The sequence below is a fragment of the Variovorax sp. J2P1-31 genome, assembly GCF_030317215.1.
Classification (GTDB): Bacteria; Pseudomonadota; Gammaproteobacteria; order Burkholderiales; family Burkholderiaceae_C; genus Variovorax.
The window spans coordinates 544,267-561,196 of record NZ_JASZYA010000003.1 but is presented as its reverse complement, the minus strand read 5'-3'; the positions used below and the strand labels follow the sequence as shown (position 1 = coordinate 561,196).

General features: G+C 67.1%; 16 protein-coding genes. 7 read left to right on the top strand and 9 right to left on the bottom strand.

Translation table 11 applies throughout. The features are described from left to right. Window positions 1-10 precede the first annotated feature (10 nt). Window positions 11-682, bottom strand: coding sequence for a BON domain-containing protein (locus QTI20_RS22605; RefSeq protein WP_286554170.1), 672 nt, complete (start codon window positions 680-682; stop codon window positions 11-13). Window positions 683-1,001: 319 nt separating this feature from the next. Between QTI20_RS22605 and QTI20_RS22600 the strand changes: the two genes are divergently transcribed. Beyond that, window positions 1,002-2,309 carry an NAD(P)/FAD-dependent oxidoreductase gene (locus QTI20_RS22600; RefSeq protein ID WP_286554172.1) on the top strand — a complete coding sequence of 436 codons (1,308 nt, stop codon included), beginning with the start codon at window positions 1,002-1,004 and terminating at the stop codon, window positions 2,307-2,309. 12 nt (window positions 2,310-2,321) lie between these two features. Here QTI20_RS22600 and QTI20_RS22595 read toward each other — a convergent pair whose 3' ends face one another. Beyond that, a complete protein-coding gene (locus tag QTI20_RS22595) occupies window positions 2,322-3,002 on the bottom strand; it encodes an MEDS domain-containing protein (protein ID WP_286554174.1) in 681 nt (226 codons plus the stop codon). A 117-nt stretch (window positions 3,003-3,119) separates the two neighbouring features. Here QTI20_RS22595 and QTI20_RS22590 point away from each other — a divergent pair, with 117 nt between their 5' ends. Both QTI20_RS22590 and QTI20_RS22585 read left to right on the top strand, forming a co-directional pair. Continuing rightward, entirely contained in the window at window positions 3,120-4,664 is a 1,545-nt protein-coding gene (locus QTI20_RS22590; protein ID WP_286554176.1) for a sigma-54 interaction domain-containing protein, read from the top strand. Between the two features lie 223 nt (window positions 4,665-4,887). After that, window positions 4,888-5,862: a helix-turn-helix transcriptional regulator gene (locus QTI20_RS22585; RefSeq protein WP_286574269.1), complete on the top strand. Its 975-nt coding sequence runs from the start codon at window positions 4,888-4,890 to the stop codon at window positions 5,860-5,862. 34 nt (window positions 5,863-5,896) lie between these two features. Here QTI20_RS22585 and QTI20_RS22580 read toward each other — a convergent pair whose 3' ends face one another. Continuing rightward, the gene (locus QTI20_RS22580) at window positions 5,897-7,024 is read right to left on the bottom strand and encodes a low temperature requirement protein A (protein WP_286554178.1); all 1,128 of its coding nucleotides are present in this window, start codon (window positions 7,022-7,024) and stop codon (window positions 5,897-5,899) included. Window positions 7,025-7,033: 9 nt separating this feature from the next. Then, window positions 7,034-8,065, bottom strand: a complete 1,032-nt coding sequence (locus QTI20_RS22575) for an LLM class oxidoreductase (protein ID WP_286554179.1) — start codon at window positions 8,063-8,065, stop codon at window positions 7,034-7,036. 428 nt (window positions 8,066-8,493) lie between these two features. Between QTI20_RS22575 and QTI20_RS22570 the strand changes: the two genes are divergently transcribed. Next, entirely contained in the window at window positions 8,494-8,796 is a 303-nt protein-coding gene (locus QTI20_RS22570; protein ID WP_286554817.1) for a putative quinol monooxygenase, read from the top strand. Window positions 8,797-8,976: 180 nt separating this feature from the next. Here the strand turns inward: QTI20_RS22570 and QTI20_RS22565 are convergent, their stop codons facing one another. The 4 genes from QTI20_RS22565 to QTI20_RS22550 form a co-directional block, all read right to left on the bottom strand. Continuing rightward, window positions 8,977-9,183 carry a hypothetical protein gene (locus QTI20_RS22565; protein WP_286554181.1) on the bottom strand — a complete coding sequence of 69 codons (207 nt, stop codon included), beginning with the start codon at window positions 9,181-9,183 and terminating at the stop codon, window positions 8,977-8,979. 121 nt (window positions 9,184-9,304) lie between these two features. Further along, entirely contained in the window at window positions 9,305-10,075 is a 771-nt protein-coding gene (locus QTI20_RS22560; protein ID WP_286554182.1) for an RNA pseudouridine synthase, read from the bottom strand. Continuing rightward, the gene (locus QTI20_RS22555; RefSeq protein WP_286554183.1) at window positions 10,072-11,727 is read right to left on the bottom strand and encodes an MBL fold metallo-hydrolase; all 1,656 of its coding nucleotides are present in this window, start codon (window positions 11,725-11,727) and stop codon (window positions 10,072-10,074) included. Before QTI20_RS22555 ends, QTI20_RS22560 begins: the two co-directional genes overlap by 4 nt. 65 nt (window positions 11,728-11,792) lie before the next feature. Next, complete coding sequence (locus tag QTI20_RS22550) at window positions 11,793-12,587, bottom strand: TorF family putative porin (RefSeq protein ID WP_286554184.1); 795 nt, start codon at window positions 12,585-12,587, stop codon at window positions 11,793-11,795. A 155-nt stretch (window positions 12,588-12,742) separates the two neighbouring features. On the opposite strand from QTI20_RS22550, the gene QTI20_RS22545 reads away from it, so the two are divergent. Both QTI20_RS22545 and QTI20_RS22540 read left to right on the top strand, forming a co-directional pair. Next, a complete protein-coding gene (locus tag QTI20_RS22545; RefSeq protein WP_286554185.1) occupies window positions 12,743-13,720 on the top strand; it encodes a magnesium and cobalt transport protein CorA in 978 nt (325 codons plus the stop codon). 29 nt (window positions 13,721-13,749) lie between these two features. Beyond that, window positions 13,750-14,379: a LysE family translocator gene (locus tag QTI20_RS22540; protein ID WP_286554187.1), complete on the top strand. Its 630-nt coding sequence runs from the start codon at window positions 13,750-13,752 to the stop codon at window positions 14,377-14,379. A 26-nt stretch (window positions 14,380-14,405) separates the two neighbouring features. On the opposite strand, the gene QTI20_RS22535 is transcribed toward QTI20_RS22540, so the two are convergent. Further along, window positions 14,406-15,677 carry a hypothetical protein gene (locus QTI20_RS22535; protein WP_286554188.1) on the bottom strand — a complete coding sequence of 424 codons (1,272 nt, stop codon included), beginning with the start codon at window positions 15,675-15,677 and terminating at the stop codon, window positions 14,406-14,408. Between the two features lie 323 nt (window positions 15,678-16,000). Between QTI20_RS22535 and QTI20_RS22530 the strand changes: the two genes are divergently transcribed. Further along, a complete protein-coding gene (locus tag QTI20_RS22530; protein WP_286554189.1) occupies window positions 16,001-16,921 on the top strand; it encodes an NAD(P)-dependent oxidoreductase in 921 nt (306 codons plus the stop codon). The last annotated feature ends 9 nt before the right edge of the window (window positions 16,922-16,930 follow it).

The following is a 16,930-nucleotide window of genomic DNA, read 5'->3' as shown; positions in this document are numbered from 1 at the left end:
GCCGCCGGCCTCAAAGACCGATCGTGATGCGGTTGTCGACCGTGCTGACGCCCAGCGCCTTCCAGGCCGCCCGCTCGGCTTCCTCGCGCTCGGCCCACGCGCGCACCCTGCCCTTGAGGGTCACCTTGCCGCCGTCCACCTCGACCGTGATCCGCTCGGCGTCCGTCTGCGCACTGCGTACCAGTGCTTCTTCGACCTTCTTCTTGATGTCCGAAGGTTGCGCCTTGGGTTTCACTTCGATCAGGTTGCTCACGCCCGTCACGCCGGCCAGGTTGCGCATGACGCGCTCGGCCTGCTGCTTCTTGTATTGCCAGTCGACCGTGCCCTTCAATGTGACCCACCCCTTGGAAACGGTGACATCGATCTTTTCCCGCTCCAGCAGGATGTCCCACTGCAAGGCGCGCGCTGCGGAGGCGGCGATATCGGGGTCGGTGCGTTCGGAGCTCACACCGAGCCGGACCTCGATGTCGTTGGCCACCGCCTTCACGCCGCGCACGCGATGCGAGGCCTCTTCCGCGGCCCAGCGCTTGGTGTAGGAATCGACAAAGCCGGTGAGCGTGACGACGCCATCCTTGACGGCCACGCCGATCTCGTTGGATTGCACGCGTGGTTCCCACTTCAGTTCGGCCAGCACCTCGTTCTGGATATCGACGTCGGTGCGGGAAGCGGTAGCAACAGTCATGATTGATCCTCTGTGTGTTGTCGAGCGCCCGCGGTGGAGACGCGACTTCGCATCCGACAGCCGCACGCGGGCGCAATGGCAGGGGCAGTCGGTTGCTTGAAGATTAGGCAGTCCGATCGGTGCAGTCTTGCGCAGACCTGCGCAGCCATGTCGCAGGACTGCGCGCAATGATCAAGGCGCTCGCGGGCAATGCCATATGCGCGAAATGCGGCGCGCATGCCGGGGCCGGACTTCGCCAGCATGCGCAGGAATCCGGAAGACCGGCGCGGCCAACGCGCCTACGCTGACCCCTGGAGAGTCAATCCATGGAGATCAGGCGATGCGCGAACCCGATTCAACCGAGGCCCTTGCCGATTTCAGAACCCTGTCGTCGCCGGCCGGACCGGCGCTGGTCAAGATCTACGGACGGCTGGGCAATGCCGCCGCGTGGGCCATTCGCGACTTCCTGCACCGCAGCGACGTGCCCTTCGAGTGGGTCCCGCTGCAGAGTGACGACAGCGCACGCAGCACGGTCCAGGTCGGCCACTTGCACGATGCGCGACTGCCGGTCTGCCTGTTCCCCGACGGCACCCGCATGGAGTGCCCGACGATCCGGCAGATCACCGAGAAGCTCGGCTGGTTCAGGAATCCGTCGCGCTCCGAATACGACTTGGCCATCTATGGCGCCGGGCCGGCCGGGCTGAGCGCCGCGGTGTACGCCGCAGCCGACGGCCTGTCGACCGTTCTGGTCGAGCGCCTGACCGTCGGCGGCCAAGCCGGCAGCAGTTCGAAGATCGAGAACTACCTGGGATTTCCGCAGGGCATTAGCGGCATGGAGCTCGCGGAGCGCGCCCGCGAGCAGGCGTGCAAGTTCGGTGTCGAGATCCTGCTCGCCCGTGAAGGCGTGCGCGCCGAGCTGGAGCCCGGACGCGGCGTCGGCGTGCTCGAGGATGGCACACGGATCGTCGCGCGCGCCACGATCTGTGCCACCGGCGTGGCCTACCGGCGGCTCGGACTGACGAACGAGGAACAGCTCATGGGCTCGGGCCTTTACTACGGCGCTGGCGCCAGCGAGGCGCCGCTGGCGCGCGGCCAGCCCGTGTTCATCGTCGGCGGCGGCAACTCGGCCGGCCAGGCGGCGATGCACTTCGCGCCGCACGCGAGCCACGTCAGCATGGTGATCCGCGACACATCGCTGAGGAGCACGCTGTCGCGTTACCTCATCGACCGCATTGCCGCCAGTGCCAACATCGAGGTCCTCGCGCGCACGGAGGTGAGTGCGCTGCACGGCGATGGCGCGCTGCGCGAGATCTCGTTGCGCGACCGCGCCACCGGCGCCGAACGCCGCGTTGCGACGCAATGGCTCTTCGTGTGCATCGGCGGCGAGCCGCACACTCACTGGGCGGAATCGATCGGCATGGACCGCGACGAGGCAGGCTACATCCTCACGGGCCCCGATCTCCTGCAAGGTGGCCGGCGCCCCCCACGGTGGCCGCTGGACCGCGAGCCGCATTTTCTCGAGACCAGCATCCCGGGGGTGTTCGCAGCCGGCGACGTGCGGCACAACGCGGTACGTCGCTGCGCATCCGCGGTGGGTGAAGGCGCGATGGCGGTGGCCTTCGTTCACCGCAATCTCGACGTCGGCTGAATGTCGCCATGGTCACGCGGATGGGTCCTGCCGCGCGACCTCGCGCGCGCGAAGTTCGGTGATGAATTGTTCCGCAGGTGTGAAGAAGGGGTTCTCGTGCAGCACGCCGCCGAGGATGATGACGGGGTGCGTGCGCAGGACGTCTGCCATCAGCGCCGCGCTGGTCTTCGAAAGGTCGTACATGCACACCACGGTGTCGCGCCCTTCGCGCACTACAGCGTTGAGGCGGGCTTCGTACTCAAGGAAATCCTCAACGCCGGGCCAGTTTTCGCCAGCCCATTCGGCGTGTCCGCTGATGCGCGAGATCGAGGTCTGCGAATCGTCGGAGATATGCTGCTGGACGAAGCCGAGCATGCGGGCCACGTCGAAGCGTCCGTCGCGCAGGTACATGTCGAACACCGAGTGGACCCGGAGTTTCCCATTGCGCTCCTGCTGAGCGACGTCGATGCCGGCTGCGTAGAGCTGCCGCAGATGTTCGTCGCGAAGCGACGCGTCAACGATCTGGCAGGCCCGATCGCCTCGCTCGAGCCCATCCTTGATAAACGGCATCATGATGCGGTTTTCCTCCTCGGCGGTGCGGAAGAAGGCGCAGATGTGGCGGTATTTGCCCAGTGTCGAACCTGCGATTTCCACGCCAACCTGTTCGCCCTGACCGGACGACAAAGCTACGAGGCCGGTGAAGCTTGAGTCCATGATGTTTTGCCCAGGTTTTATTCCACGCCGACAACGTGCGCCCGACTGCAAAGCGCCCCATCCTCGAAACCTTTTAGCACGTTTGGCGAAAAGAAAGTGGAATCGCCGGGTCGATTCGTGCCACGCTCGCTGGTCGCCCTCGACTTGCAGACCATGGATGAAACTGGCACCGAAATCCGCCGCCTTCGGGACTGCATCAGCGGACTGATGAGTCTGCTCGCTCTGCCGTCCTTGTGGGACGGCCGCGATCCGCTGTCCATCCTGCGAACCTTGCTCGATATGCTGGCACGCATGCTGGCCCTGGATCTGGCGTACGCACGACTTGACAACGGCGAGACCGCGCCGATGCTCGAGCTGGCGCGCAGCGAGTACCTACCTGACATCGCCCGACGCGCGAGCGAGGTCGGTGCAGCCATCGCGCCGTGGCTTCTGGCACAGCACTCCGGTGTCCCCTATGTCGTGCCGAACCCGTTCGAGCAGGGCGACCTGCGCGTCACGCACCTCTGGCTCGGCGCCAAGAAGGAGGTCGGTGTGCTGCTGGCCGCTTCCAGGCGACCCGGATTCCCGAGCGCTACCGAAACGTTGCTGCTGCGGGTGGCCGCGAACCAGGCGGTGGTCGAACTGCAGCGGGCGCAGTTGGCGATCACCCGGCAGCGTGCAGAGACCGCGGAAAGGCTCAATGACGAAGTCAAGGCGCACAACGCGTATCTGCGCCAGGAAACCGAACAGCATTGGGGCGAGATCGTCGGGCACAGCAAGTCGCTCGCACAGGCACTGACACTGGTAGAGCGCGTTGCGCCGACCAATGCATGTGTGCTCGTCCAGGGCGAGACTGGGACCGGCAAGGAACTGATCGCGCGTGCCATCCACCGTCTCAGCCATCGCCGGCAACATCCCTTCGTCCGGCTCAACTGCGCGGCCATCCCTACCGGGCTGATCGAGGCCGAACTGTTCGGACATGAAAAAGGCGCCTTCACCGGAGCCGTTGGCAAACGCATCGGGCGCTTTGAACTGGCCGACAAGGGCACCATCTTCCTCGACGAAGTCGGCGAGATTCCGCTCGAACTCCAGGCCAAGCTGCTGCGCGTGCTGCAGGAGCACGAGTTCGAACGTCTGGGAAGCACCCATACGCAGAAGACCGACGTGCGTCTGATCGCGGCGTCCAATCGCGACCTGGCGCGGATGGTGGTCGAGCGCACCTTCCGCGACGATCTGTACTACCGTCTGAAGGTGTTCCCGATCGAGACGCCGGCGCTGCGCCACCGCGTGGACGACATCCCCGTGCTGGCCCGCCACTTCCTGCAGGTTCACGCGCGCGCCAACAACCGGTCGGTTACGACCATTGCCCCGGAGAGCCTGGCGGCACTCAGCCGGTATTCCTGGCCCGGCAACGTGCGTGAATTGTCGAACTTCATCGAGCGCTGCGTGATCCTGACGCAAGGTGTCACGCTGGAGGTGCCGGTAGGTGAACTGAAGCCTGGCCTGCATGCGGGAGATGCTTCGGACCAAAGTCTCGAACACATGGAGCGCCAGCACATCCTTCGGGCCCTCGAGGAATGCAAGGGGGTCATCGCCGGCCCCGCCGGGGCGGCTGCCAGGCTGGGCATGAAGCGCACCTCGCTGCAATACAGGATGCAAAAGCTCGGCATTGCCCGCAGCTGAGAGTACTGCCGGAGGGCCGGCAGCGCTGCCGGAAGACCGGCAGCATGTGCCGATCGAGCGAGTCGCACAAGTGTGATCCGGCTCGCCCAAACCCTTGTCACGCTTCGAGATCCCGCAAGGCAGCGCGTCGTTCGTCGGCTCGCACAAGATTCGGCACGCCCCTTGCAACGGTCGAGCACCCGCCGATCGGCGGCACAACCAGCAGATGCACCGAGGGGACGCCATGCTGACAGCAAACCATGCCGGAATCGATAGCTCGTCGAGTGTCCACATGCCGATGCGGCCGTATCCGGAGGCGCCGGCCGCCGCGTGCGAACCGGTCATGCGCATTGCGTACCTGGGTGCAGCGGACCTCGGCAGCGTGCGCACGAGCGACTCGCTCGACATCCTCGTGCCCAAGGAGACCGCGAACCTGTTCACCACCCGCCACATGGAGGCCGCGCGGGACCGAACCGCCTACGTTCGCGCGCCGCTGGTCGTCGTGGTTCCGCCGGCCCTGCCGCATTCGCTGGCAGACCGACCCGGCTCCCACACGCTCCTCCTCCGCATCGCAGGGCCCTTCTTCCGCGCAACGGCCTGTGCCGCGCTGGGCAGCGACCAATTCAGTTCTGTCGAACCCCATGCGACGAACGATTCGTTGCTCCGCGAGGTCGCCGACGCGGTCGACCAGCAGTTCCCGAGCCACCGGCTGGAAGCGAACTTTCTGAACGCACTGGCCGCCCTGCTGGCCGCGCACGTCGCCAGGAACTACCTGGCCGCGGGACCTGCGAGGGCCGTGTCCAACGGCGGGTTGGCGGCCCACAAGATCCGCTGCGTGCGCACCTTCGTTGCCGAGCATCTCGGCGAGACGATCCGCGTCGAGCAGCTCGCCGCCGAAGTGCACATGAGCCCCTTTCATTTCGCGCGGATGTTCAAGCAATCGACCGAACAGTCGCCGCACCTCTACATCCTCTTGCAGCGCATCAAACGCGCCAAGGAGCTCCTGGCCGGCACCGACTCGCCGATCATCGACGTGGCGGCCGACGTGGGCTTTCGCACGCAAGGTCATTTCACGGGGCGTGTTTCATCGCTACACCGGCTTCACGCCGAAGGCGTTCCGGATGAGTGCGCGCGACGCGTCGATCCCGTCCGTCGCGTCAACAGCAGGCGACCGCAACCCGTGATGATCCATGCACAACGCCGTCGGGCTCAGGCTTGACGAGCGACGTAGGCAACCGACCCCTCGTCGGGGTTCAGGCCGCCGCCGGTCGGGGGCGCACCAGGTGGCGATAGCGCAGGTTGAGCAGCACGTAGCAGATCATGGTCGCCGTGATCCCCACCAGCATGGCGCAGAGCCCGAGCGGCAACATCAGCACGATTGCCGTCAGCGCGAAGACGGCCGCCGTGTTGGACAGGAGGTAAGGCCGCAGCTCGGGTGCCTCCATGTAGTAGCCGTATTGCTTGCCCACGAAGAACAGCACCGTGCCGACCGCGGCCAGCCGACGGAAGTCGGCCGGGTCGAGGTCGTCCAAAATCGCATGCCGGATCAGGGAGGCCAGGATCGCCAGTCCGACGAACAGGAAGAAGTGCGAATAGAGGATCGAGTACCCGGTCGCCAACCTGCGCTGCTCCAGCAGGTGGAAGCTGTCGTAGTAGATCCACCAGATGGCCGACACCATGACGAATCCGCTGACTGCGGCGATGACGTTGGTTTGGTCCCACGCGATGTGCGCCAGCGCCGCGGAGATGCTGATCACCGATTCGCCCAGCATGATGATGGTCAGCAGTCCGACTCGCTCGACCAGGTGTGCCGCGTGCGCCGGCACGACGTGCAGCCTCCGGCGAAGCAGCACTAGGGCCGCCATGTCGAACACGATCCCGGCATAGAAGACCAGGTAGCGCCACGGTGGTTCCAGCAGGACCGAGCAAAGGCTGATCGCGGCACCGACGGCAAACACGGTGCCCACCGTCGACGCGAAGCCGCCCCCGTCGTGGTGCTTGCGCCTGGAGACGAAGTACATCGCGGAGATGATCAACCGCGCCCCGCAGTAGCAGGCCACGGCCAGCGCATAGTGTTCCTGGGTGCCGGTGGCGCTCTGCGCCGAGATCACGATCAGCAGGAACATGATCAGCAGGGTGGACAGCCGGTGCTGACGGCTGTCGGTGTCGAAGCGGTTGGCGTATATCGTGTGGCCCGCCCAGATCCACCAAAGCGGCAGGAACACCATGACGAACCGCATGACCTGGTGCGCCCCGATGTGGCCCTCATGCGCTTCACTGAGGATCTCGCCGGCGCCGTGCAGGGCAACGACGAAGATCAGATCGAAGAAAAGCTCGAGCCACGTCGCGCGACGATGGGGGTCGAAATATCGCAGGTCCACCGGGCGGCCTCAATGCTGCGGCGAGAGCATGTCGTCGACCTCGTCCCCGATGGGTTCCGGCTCGCTGCCATCGGGCTTGCCTGCGAGGGCCGGCAGCAACTCGGTTCCGATCTCCTCGAGTACCTCGGACGCCGGTCGCGCGCCGTACTTGAGATTGAGAACCACGTGGTTGACGCCCGCTACGCGCAGCGAGTCCAGAAAGTGCCGCAGGAAATGCCGCCCTGCCTTGAACCCGAGATGGATGGCCGTCGGCTCCAGGTACGGGTCGTCGGCCAGGTCGACATAGAGCGACTGCACGAACGGCTTGAAGGCGCCCGGCCTGGCGGAATGGACCTCGCCGCGCCAGCGTGCCACCGTTTCGGCTTGGTGATCGATGCCGCGTGGGTAGGTGATCCAGCCATCCGCGTGGCTGGCAATCCATGACAGCGACTGCCCGCTTTTTCCGGTGACGAGCATCGGCAGGCGTCCCATCGGTTTGGGCACGAGGTCGGCATTGCCGGAGAGCGCGCCGGCCGTTGACGTCAACGCCGGGTATTCGCGCTCCAGCACGCGCCGTATCATCCCGAAGTATTCGCGAAACAGGTCGGCACGCCGTTCGATGTCGACGCCGAAAGCCGGGAACTCCACCGGTCGGTCGCCCGATGCCACGCCCAGCACCAGGCGGCCGCCCGACAGTTGGTCGACCGAGGCCGCCGCCTTGGCGACATGCAGCGGATGCCGCAGCGGCAGCACGATGGCGCCCGTGGCCAGCGCGATCGCCTTGGTGTGTGCCGCGATCCAGCCGAGATACACCCAGGGATCGTGGATCTGACCAAGATCGCCGAAGCTCGGATCGCGCAACGGCACATCGCGCACCCAGAGCGCGGCGAAGCCGAGCGTCTCGGCGCGCTGCGCAAGCCGCTCCTGGTCGTGCATCGGTGCCTCGTCGCCCGCATAGGCCTCGATGGGAAAGAAGACGCCGACCGTGAGTCGGCCCACGCGGAACATGCGACTGAAGCCTGGCGCTTCGTCGGCCCTGGCCGTCGGATTGACTTTGAGCATGCGCGCTCTCCTGTTGGATGGCGCAAGCGTACGCGGCGTGCCGGGAGGCGGTATTCCCGATTGCTGCGAAAACCACCCAAGGACGGCGGCATATACAAGCAGCTGCGACGGGAACGCTGACGGCGGCAGCCCGGGTTCGCCCGAGCCGACGCGCCAGTCGGCGCTAACTGCCAGGTCGTTTATGAACGACCGATACTTTGCGACCTACGTATTCAAAGGGCGCAGACTGATATGCCAACGGCATCAGCTTGGCACCAAGAGTTCTGGTCTTCACAGAGCTGCAGTCCACGCGTTGCGTCGCCTGGACTCACTGCCAGGACGTTTGCCAACGGAAGATTGTTTGCGCCACCGGCATTGAAAAGGCGCAGACTGCCATGACCGGTTCGACCCGATCCGGTCGAGTGTTGTTAAACGAAAGAAGGTATGTCATGGTCACAGTCGCGTTGTACGTTCGTCTGGAAGCGAAGCCCGGAAAAGAGAAAGAGGTTGAAAATTTCCTCGTGGGTGGTCTTCCTCTCGTCATGGAAGAGCCCGCCACCACCGCCTGGTTTGGCCTTCGCCTTGGGCCGACAAGCTTCGGAATCTTTGATGCCTTTCCAGATGAAGCGGGCCGCCAGGCGCATCTCTCGGGCAAGGTGGCGGCGGCGCTGATGGCACAAGCCGGTGAACTGTTCTCCGAGCCGCCGTCAATTCAGAACGTAGACGTGCTTGCGGCAAAGCTACCGAGCTGAACACATTGCTTGGGCGCAATGGCCACTTCTGCGCACTTTGCGGAGGCGGACCAATGCGCTGCAGGATGGCTCGATTGCGGCGCACAGCAGACATTCAGCAGCCCGCGCCGACTGACCGGAACCAGTCTGAAGCAGACGTCGAGCATCTACAAGCTTTCGTGCCATAGCTGCCCAAGCCTCCTACCGCCAAACGTAATGCCCCTTCACCACCCGCCCATGCTCCCGATGCGCCTTGACCCACACCTTCTTCTTCGCATGCGGCCGATGCACCTGGTGCGACGGGGCGCGCTTCATGTGCGGGCCGTTGCCGTGGTGGGCCGGGCCGGGCTGGGCGAAGGACAGGGAGGAAACGAGAATCGCCGCAGCGAACAATGCGATTTTTTTCATGGGAAACTCCAATCAAGAGAAGAGACGACGACCTGAGCTTAGAAGGGCTGTGTGAAAGCTGCCGTAGGTAGAAGAACGCTTTACGCAGCTTTACGGCCGACAGGGTGCGGCGACCCCGCCCTCAGAATTTTTCGTGCGGCAACAGGTAGCGCCAGTTGCCCGGCGCCATGCCCGCCAGTGACACGCGCCCCACGCGCTGCCGCTTCATCGCCACGATGCGCAGGTCCACGCTGTCGCACATCTGCGCGATCTGGCCGGGCCAGGCGCCCTTCATCGCAAAGCGCAGGCCGGTCACGCCCTCGTTCTGGCGGTTGATGCTCACCTTGGCCGGCAGCATGGCGCGGCCGTCGATCACCGGCGACTGGTTGAGGCGGTGCAGCGCCTGCGGGCCGACCTCGCCCTTGACGTCGACCATCACCTCGTATTCCATCAGCGCGGCGTCCTCGACCAGCTTGCGTTCGATGCGCGGGTCCTGCGTGAAGACGATCAGGCCGCCGGCGCCGGTCTCCAGCGGCGTGAAGCAGCGCTGGTTCGCGAAATGGCGCTGCAGCGTCGGGCGCTGCGACACGTCGTGCTCGCAGCGTTGATCGGGCACCAGCAGGCGCGCAATCGGGGCGTCGAAGGCCATGCCGGGCAGCTTGTTGAGCAGCAGGGTCACGACCTGCACCGGCTCGGGCTTTGCGCTCTTGTCGACCTCGACGGTCTGCTCGGGCTTGACGCGGGCCTGCGGCACCTCGATGCGCTGGCCGTCGACGCGCACGGCGCCGTTCTCGATCAGCAGCTCGGCCTCGCGGCGCGAGCAGCCGGCCTGCGCGGCGACGCGCTTGGCCAGGCGGATGCCTTCGTCGCTCTCGTCGTTCCTGGGGTCATGACGTGCGGGGGCGCGGTTCATGCCAGGCCCTTCTCGCGGATGCGTTCCACATGCGCGGCCAGCGATCGCGCGGCCACGGGCCACATGCGCTGCGGCACGTCGCCGTACGCGACCGGCAGCCATTCCTCGGGCGTGCCCTGGGGCTGCGCGCGCATGGCGGCGAGGATGCGGGCCTCGCGGCGCAGGCGGTGCATCTTCAAATAGGCGATGGCGTCGCGCGCCGAGCCCAGCACGTAGCCGTGCGCGGGCAGGATGAAGTCGACACCGCCAGTCGCGCAGGACTCGTCGAGCGTGTCGAGCGAATCGAGGTACGCGCCCATGTGGCCGTCCGGTGGGTCGACCACCGTCGTGCTGCCGTTGAGGATGTGGTCGCCCGAGAACAGCAGGCCGTCCTCCTCCAGCACCAGGCACAGGTGGTTGGCCGCGTGGCCGGGCGTGTGGATCACGCGCAGCGTGTGGGTGGTCTCGCGCGATGCGCCTTCCAGCACCAGGCGCTCGCCGTCGGCCAGGGCGCGGTCGGGCGTGAACTGTGCGTTGGCGCGTGCGGTGGGCGCCGAGGGCAGGCCGAGGATCGGCGGCTTGGTCGACGTGCACAGCGCCTGCAGCGGCGCGGCGGCGGGCGAATGGTCGGCGTGCGAATGGGTGCAGACGATCATGCGGATGTCGCCACCGGTGGCCGCGTGCAGCCGCGCGATGTGCGCCGCGTCGCGCGGGCCCGGATCGACCACGATGTAGCCGGTGGCGGCGTCCCCCACGATGTAGCTGTTGGTGCCGGGGCCGGTCATGGCGCTGGGGTTGGGCGCGGTCAGGCGCTGCAGGTTGTGCAGCAGCCGCACCGGCGCCTCGCTCTGCCAGTCGAGCGCATGCACGATCTGGCCGTCGGGGCAGACCAGCGCGAGCTCGCCATACGGCGTGTCGCTTTCCATGAAGCGCGCTTCCTGGCCCTTGAGCAGGCCGGCGCGCGGGCAACTGGTGAACAACGGCTGTTCCTGCGCGCAGGCCGCCAGCACGGCATCGACCGTGGCGTAGGCGGTGAAGCGTTCCAGCGTGCGCACGGTCGGGAACATCAGCAGGAAGCCGCCGGCCTTGTGGCGCTCCAGCGCATCGGCCGGCCGCACCCACACGGGCTCGAACTGCTCGGTCTCGTCGGCCGTGGGCGTCTGGCCTTCGGGCATGCGCGCCACCAGGAAGGGCACGTCGAAACGCTTGGGCAGGTCGCGGTCGGTGATCCAGTGGGCGAAGGTGAAGACCTGGTCGGTCGCCAGCCGCAGGCCCTGCGCGGCGCATTGGGCAGCGAAGGGCTGCGTGCCGTCGGCGGTGCTGCGGTCCATGGCCGCGACTTCGGCGGCCTCGACCGGGCGGCCGTCGGCATGGCGTGCCAGCAGCACGCCCAGTTCCTCGAAACATTCGCGCAGCGCGGCAATCGATTGGGTGAGCTGCAGGTCGCTCTGCGTGACGCGGCGTTCGGCCACGCCGTGGGCCTGGGCGTCGCCCGCGTCGATGCGGCCGCCGGGGAAGACGTAGGCACCGGCGCCGAAGCTGGCCTTGTCGGAGCGGCGCGTCATCAGCACCTCAATGCCGGCCGGCGTGTCGCGCAGCAGCAGCAGGGTGGCGGCGTCGCGCACGGGGGCGGCTTCGCGTGGGGGATATGTGAGTTGTGTGGGGCGGACCATGCGTCGATTATCGGCAGCATGGCGCCGGCCCGCCGGTCACCTACTCGACGTCCCCTGTCGGCGCATCACAGGGTCTTGGCCAGCGTCAGCACCAGCCGCGGCCGGTTGGGCGACCAGCCGGCGTCGGGGCCGCTGGTCAGCGCGTAGGCGCGCTCGTGGCTCGCGCCCTGCAGCGCGCCGCCCAACGACACGCCGCTGCCCAGGTCCAGGCTGGCGCCCACGCTGTAGTCGACGAAGCTGCGGTAGCCCAGCCGCCGGATGTCGCTGGCCATGCGGGTGTGGCCCAGCGCGGCCTTGAGCGTGACGCCCGCGCCGATCTCCTTGCTGTAGGCCAGGCTCAGGTAGCCGGTGTTACGGCCCGACAGGCCCGAGCCCGCGGCGTTGCCCGCGTAGTTGAAGTAGTCCTTCGACACAGTGTGCGCGTACTTGAGCGTCACGCTGCCCAGCGTCGCATCGGTGTAGCTCGCGCCCGCGTACAACTCGGTCGTGTTGCCCGCGTGGTTGCCGGGGTAGAGGTAGGTGAGCGCGCCGAGGTCGATGTCGAACACGTCGGCCTTGAACTTGTAGCCACCGTAGAGGTCGCTTTCGATGCTGTTGCCGGCCAGCCAGCCGACGCTGGCGTTCCAGTTGCCCAGATACCAGCCGCTGTCGCCGAACGCATGGTCGAAGCCGCCCTGCAGCGAGGGCTTGAGCGCGCGCGTCCTGGCGCCGCCGTCGTGGCCCAGCACGTCCTGGTCCTGGCCGCGGAACTTGTAGTCGCTGCTGAGCGCGATGTTGGCCGTGGTCTGGGCGTTGGCGAAGGCCGGAAGCACGGCGAGTGCGAGCAGGGCCAGGGTGGAGTGCGAGCTGGGGAAATACATGAAGAGAATGAGCTGGGAATGAGGAAGCGCGAGCGTAGGAGGCGGCGCGTAAAACCCGCGTAAAAAGGCAGGGCCCGGGCGTAAAAAGGCCCACGTCGGGCGCCGGCCGGCGCGTGGCAAGATGCATGCGTCTCCATCGCTCCACGGTCTTTCGCATGCTCATCAATTGCGTTGTCTACGAAGACGGCTCCAAGCTCGCCGACATCCCCGTGAGCCGCATCGGCGAGTACCTCTCGCTGCCGCGCTGTTTCGTCTGGGTGGCGCTGCACGACGCCTCGCAGGAGGAACTGCTGGAACTGCAGCAGGCCTTCGACCTGCACCCGCTGGCCGTCGAGGACGCGCAGAACGGCCACCAGCGGCCCAAGGTCGAGGAGTACGGCGATTCGCTGTTCGTGGTGCTGCACCTGCTCGATGCCGACGCCGACGCACCGCGCACCGCCATGGAGGTCGGCGAGCTCGACGTGTTCGTGGGCCGCAACTACGTGGTGTCGGTGCGCAACCGCAGCAGCCATGGTTTCGTCGAGGTGCGCGAGCGCTGCCAGCGCGAACCGGAACTGCTCAAGAACGGCCCGGGCTTCGTGCTCTACGCGCTGATGGACGCGGTGGTCGACCGCTACTTCCCGGCCATCGACGCCTTCGACGTCGAGCTCGAGACCATCGAGGAGCGCATCTTCACCCAAGGCGGCGCGCGCGAGAACATCCAGGGCCTCTACGGTTTGAAGCAGCGCCTCACGGTGCTCAAGCACGCGGTCGCGCCGCTGCTCGAGGGCGCCAACAAGCTGCATGGCGGCCGGGTGCCGCAGATCTGCGTGGGCACGCAGGAGTACTTCCGCGACGTGCTCGACCACCTCAACCGCATCAACGGCTCGATCGACGCGATGCGCGACACCATCGGCATCGCGATCCAGGCCAACCTGTCGATGGTCACCATCGCCGATGGCGAGGTCACCAAGCGGCTCGCCGCCTGGGCCGCGATCTTCGCGGTGTGCACCGCCTTCGTCGGCATCTGGGGCATGAACTTCGAGCAGATGCCCGAGCTGAAATGGCGCTACGGCTATGCGATGGCGCTGGGCCTGATCGTCAGCATCTGCGGCTACCTCTACTACCGCTTCCGCAAGGCCGGCTGGGTCTGAGCACACGCACCTTTCTGGAGAAAGAAACCATGTTCCCCCTCGACCTGCTGCTGACCTACCTGGCCGCCTGCCTGATCGTCGTGATCGCGCCCGGCCCCGACAACATCCTCGCGATCAGCCGGGGCCTGAGCCAGGGCCGCGCCGCGGCCTGCCTGTCGGCCACCGGTGCCGGCCTGGGGATCATGGTGCATGCGCTGGCCGCGGCGCTGGGCCTGTCGCTGCTGATCCAGGCCTCGCCCGTGGCCTTCTGGGCGGTCAAGGCGGTGGGCGGGGTGTATCTGCTGTGGCTGGGCTGGAAGGCGCTGGCCTCGCGCAACCTGATCTCCTTCGAACCCAGCGCGCACCAGTCGCTGCGCAAGGTGTTCTTCACCGGCCTGCTGTCGAACGTGCTCAACCCCAAGCCGGGCCTGTTCGTGCTGGCCTTCCTGCCGCAGTTCGTGAGCGCGAGCCGCGGCCCGGTGGCGGTGCAGATGCTGGTCTACGGCGCGATCTTCGCGCTGCTCACGGCCGTGATCTTCTCCGTGCTGGGCTGCTGCGCCTCCATCCTGTCGGCCTGGCTGCGCCGCCACCCGCGCTTCGGCACCGGCCTCAACGTGGGCGCGGGCCTGACCTTCATCGCGTCGGGGCTGTCGGTGCTGGCGCTCAAGCAGCGCGCTTGAAGGGCGCTGCCTGAGGCCATGGCCGCCTAGTCGAGCAGGTTGATCTGCAGGTAGCCGGCGGCGGTGGAGGGTGCCGCGCCGCCGACGAGCACCAGGAGCTTCGTGTTGTAGATGGCGAAGTACCCGGCGTTCGGTGCGGAGTTGGCGACGAATCGCAGGCCGGCAGGCCCGGTGAGACCCAAATCGACGTAGGTGTTCGTGGACATGGACGTGCTGCCGTCTGCGGCGATCACGTTGCGCGTGTTGCCCGTGGCCGTGAGGTTGACCTTGCCCCACGAGCCGCCGGTCGACCCGCCGTAGCCGGTGGCGACGTTCCACACAGGGGTGTCCTGCACGCCGATCCGCATCACGTAGCGCCCGGCGATCGCGTTGGAGGCCCCGCCCGAGAGGTAGACGTTCTGGTTGCCGATGCGCGCGACCACAAAGCGGCTGGTGTCGTTGGCATTCGCCACGTTGACCATGCGCCATACGCCGCTCAAGTCCGTCGGCTCGACGTTGTAGGTCAGCGTCACGCCCGAGGGGCAGTCGGCGATGCTGTAGATCTGCATGCTGTTGCAGAGCTTGAACACCGTGCCGCCTGCGGACAGCGAGGTCTGCGTGATCGCCGAGCCGTTGCCGGCCGCTTCACGGCTGATGCCGAACAGGTTGTAGGTGCCGTCGAGTTCCGCCGCCGTCGTGATCAGCTTGCGCGCCGCGATGAAGGGCTTGACCGCGTAGGTGGGGGTTGTCGCCAAAGGCTCCACAAAGGGGAAGGCACCGACCACCGCATCGGTCGTCACACGGAAGCGCGACACGTTGACCGTCGACGGGGCACGGTCGCTCTTGAAGAAGAAGCTGCCGGGTTCGGACGCATCCGTGCCGAAGGTGTCGGACACCGGGTGGCTGCCGTCCTGGTCGGTGAAGGTGTAGCGGTTCAGGTTGAAGTCCAGGCTCAGCTGGTACTGCAGGCCGTTGCTCGCGTAGACGCGGTAGGTGCCGTTGCGCGCATCGCCGGCCGCGACGGCGAGCACCGTGGCCTTGGTGCGCGCGGGGCTGGCGGTGGTGGTGGCCGACACCGTGTACGCGCCCGCGCTCGCGGAGGCATTGAGGATCTGGGCGCTCCACTTCGTGGCCGTGGTGCCCGGGTTCAGCAGGGTGATGGTGCTGGCCCCCGAACTGCTCCATTGGGCGGCCTCGCTGGGCGTGATCTCGACCGTGTCGCCCGGCTGAGTCGCGTACTGGCCGTTCGCGTCGGCAACGGCCGCGTTGCCGTTGATCTTGACGGTCGTCGTGAGCGCGGGCGGCGTCACGGGCGTCACCGCGCCGCCGTCTCCACCACCACCTCCTCCTCCACATGCTGTCAGACCCGCCAGTGCAGCCACGCAGGCCAATGAAAACTGAATCCTCATGCTCTTCCTTGTGTTGTTATCGCCGACGCCGCGAGATGCCGCGCCGCCCGGCGAAGATACATGTTGTTTCAGGTGCGGGCAATGCGGATCTGCGTCGTGTTGAATACCTTGGTGACACCCGAGGCACAACGCGCGCAGTCGCATGAGTTTTTGTCACCCGCAGCGCGAACTTTTCTGGTTTGCCGCGTGCCTTTGCGTTGCCTAGACTGCGGGCCGACTCCACAAGGCACCGCATGACCTCGCATTCCACTTCCTCCGCCCGACCGCGCCTGGGCTTCATCGGCCTGGGCCTGCTGGGCTCGGCCATGGCGCAGCGCCTGCGCGAGCAGGGCTGGGCGCTCACGGTCTGGAACCTCGAGCCCGAACGCATGGCGCCGCTGGTCGCGGCCGGCGCGGTCGCGGCACCCAACCCGGCCGGCGTGGCCGCGGCCAGCGACATCGTGCTGCTGTGCGTGCTCGACGGGCCGGCCGTGCAGGCCTGCGTCTTCGGCGACGGCGGCATCGCGTCGGCCGGCCCGGCAGCGGGCAAGCTGCTGCTCGACCATTCCACCATCACGCCCGACGCCACGCGTGCCATGGCCGCGCGGCTGGCGGCCGAGACCGGCATGGGCTGGGTCGATGCGCCGGTGTCGGGCGGGCCGCTGCAGGCGCGCGACGGCACGCTCACGCTCATGACCGGCGGCAGCGAGCCCGACATCGCGCGTGCCCGGCCGGTGTTCGCGGAGCTCGCGGCCAACTGCACGCGCATGGGCCCGGTGGGCGCGGGCCAGGCCGCCAAGACCATCAACCAGGCCATCGTCGGCACCGGTTATGTTCTGATGGCCGAGGCGCTGGTGCTGGCCGAGGCCGCCGGCATCGCGGCCGCCGACCTGCCGCGCTGCCTCGCGGGCGGGCTGGCCGACAGCGGCCTGCTGCAAAAGATCTACCCGCAGATGCAGGCGCGCGATTTCGCCCAGCCGCGCGGCTATGCGCGGCAGCTGCTCAAGGACATGCGCGCGGTGCAGGCGCTGTCGTCGCAGCTGCAGCTCGACCTGCCGCTGGTCGCGGCCGCCACCGCGCGCTACGCGGACTACGTGGGCCGCGGCAACCAGACGGCCGACTCGGCCTCCGTCGTGCGCCTCTACGACGAGGAGGCCGGCCGCGGCGCCGGCTAGGGCGCGCGC

Bases quoted from the DNA above. Each gene is read 5' to 3' on its own strand.
- QTI20_RS22605 (WP_286554170.1), bottom strand. From the start codon at position 682: ATGACTGTTGCTACCGCTTCCCGCACCGACGTCGATATCCAGAACGAG.
- QTI20_RS22600 (WP_286554172.1), top strand. From the start codon at position 1,002: ATGCGCGAACCCGATTCAACCGAGGCCCTTGCCGATTTCAGAACCCTG.
- QTI20_RS22595 (WP_286554174.1), bottom strand. From the start codon at position 3,002: ATGGACTCAAGCTTCACCGGCCTCGTAGCTTTGTCGTCCGGTCAGGGC.
- QTI20_RS22585 (WP_286574269.1), top strand. From the start codon at position 4,888: ATGCTGACAGCAAACCATGCCGGAATCGATAGCTCGTCGAGTGTCCAC.
- QTI20_RS22575 (WP_286554179.1), bottom strand. From the start codon at position 8,065: ATGCTCAAAGTCAATCCGACGGCCAGGGCCGACGAAGCGCCAGGCTTC.
- QTI20_RS22570 (WP_286554817.1), top strand. From the start codon at position 8,494: ATGGTCACAGTCGCGTTGTACGTTCGTCTGGAAGCGAAGCCCGGAAAA.
- QTI20_RS22565 (WP_286554181.1), bottom strand. From the start codon at position 9,183: ATGAAAAAAATCGCATTGTTCGCTGCGGCGATTCTCGTTTCCTCCCTG.
- QTI20_RS22560 (WP_286554182.1), bottom strand. From the start codon at position 10,075: ATGAACCGCGCCCCCGCACGTCATGACCCCAGGAACGACGAGAGCGAC.
- QTI20_RS22555 (WP_286554183.1), bottom strand. From the start codon at position 11,727: ATGGTCCGCCCCACACAACTCACATATCCCCCACGCGAAGCCGCCCCC.
- QTI20_RS22550 (WP_286554184.1), bottom strand. From the start codon at position 12,587: ATGTATTTCCCCAGCTCGCACTCCACCCTGGCCCTGCTCGCACTCGCC.
- QTI20_RS22545 (WP_286554185.1), top strand. From the start codon at position 12,743: ATGCTCATCAATTGCGTTGTCTACGAAGACGGCTCCAAGCTCGCCGAC.
- QTI20_RS22540 (WP_286554187.1), top strand. From the start codon at position 13,750: ATGTTCCCCCTCGACCTGCTGCTGACCTACCTGGCCGCCTGCCTGATC.
- QTI20_RS22530 (WP_286554189.1), top strand. From the start codon at position 16,001: ATGACCTCGCATTCCACTTCCTCCGCCCGACCGCGCCTGGGCTTCATC.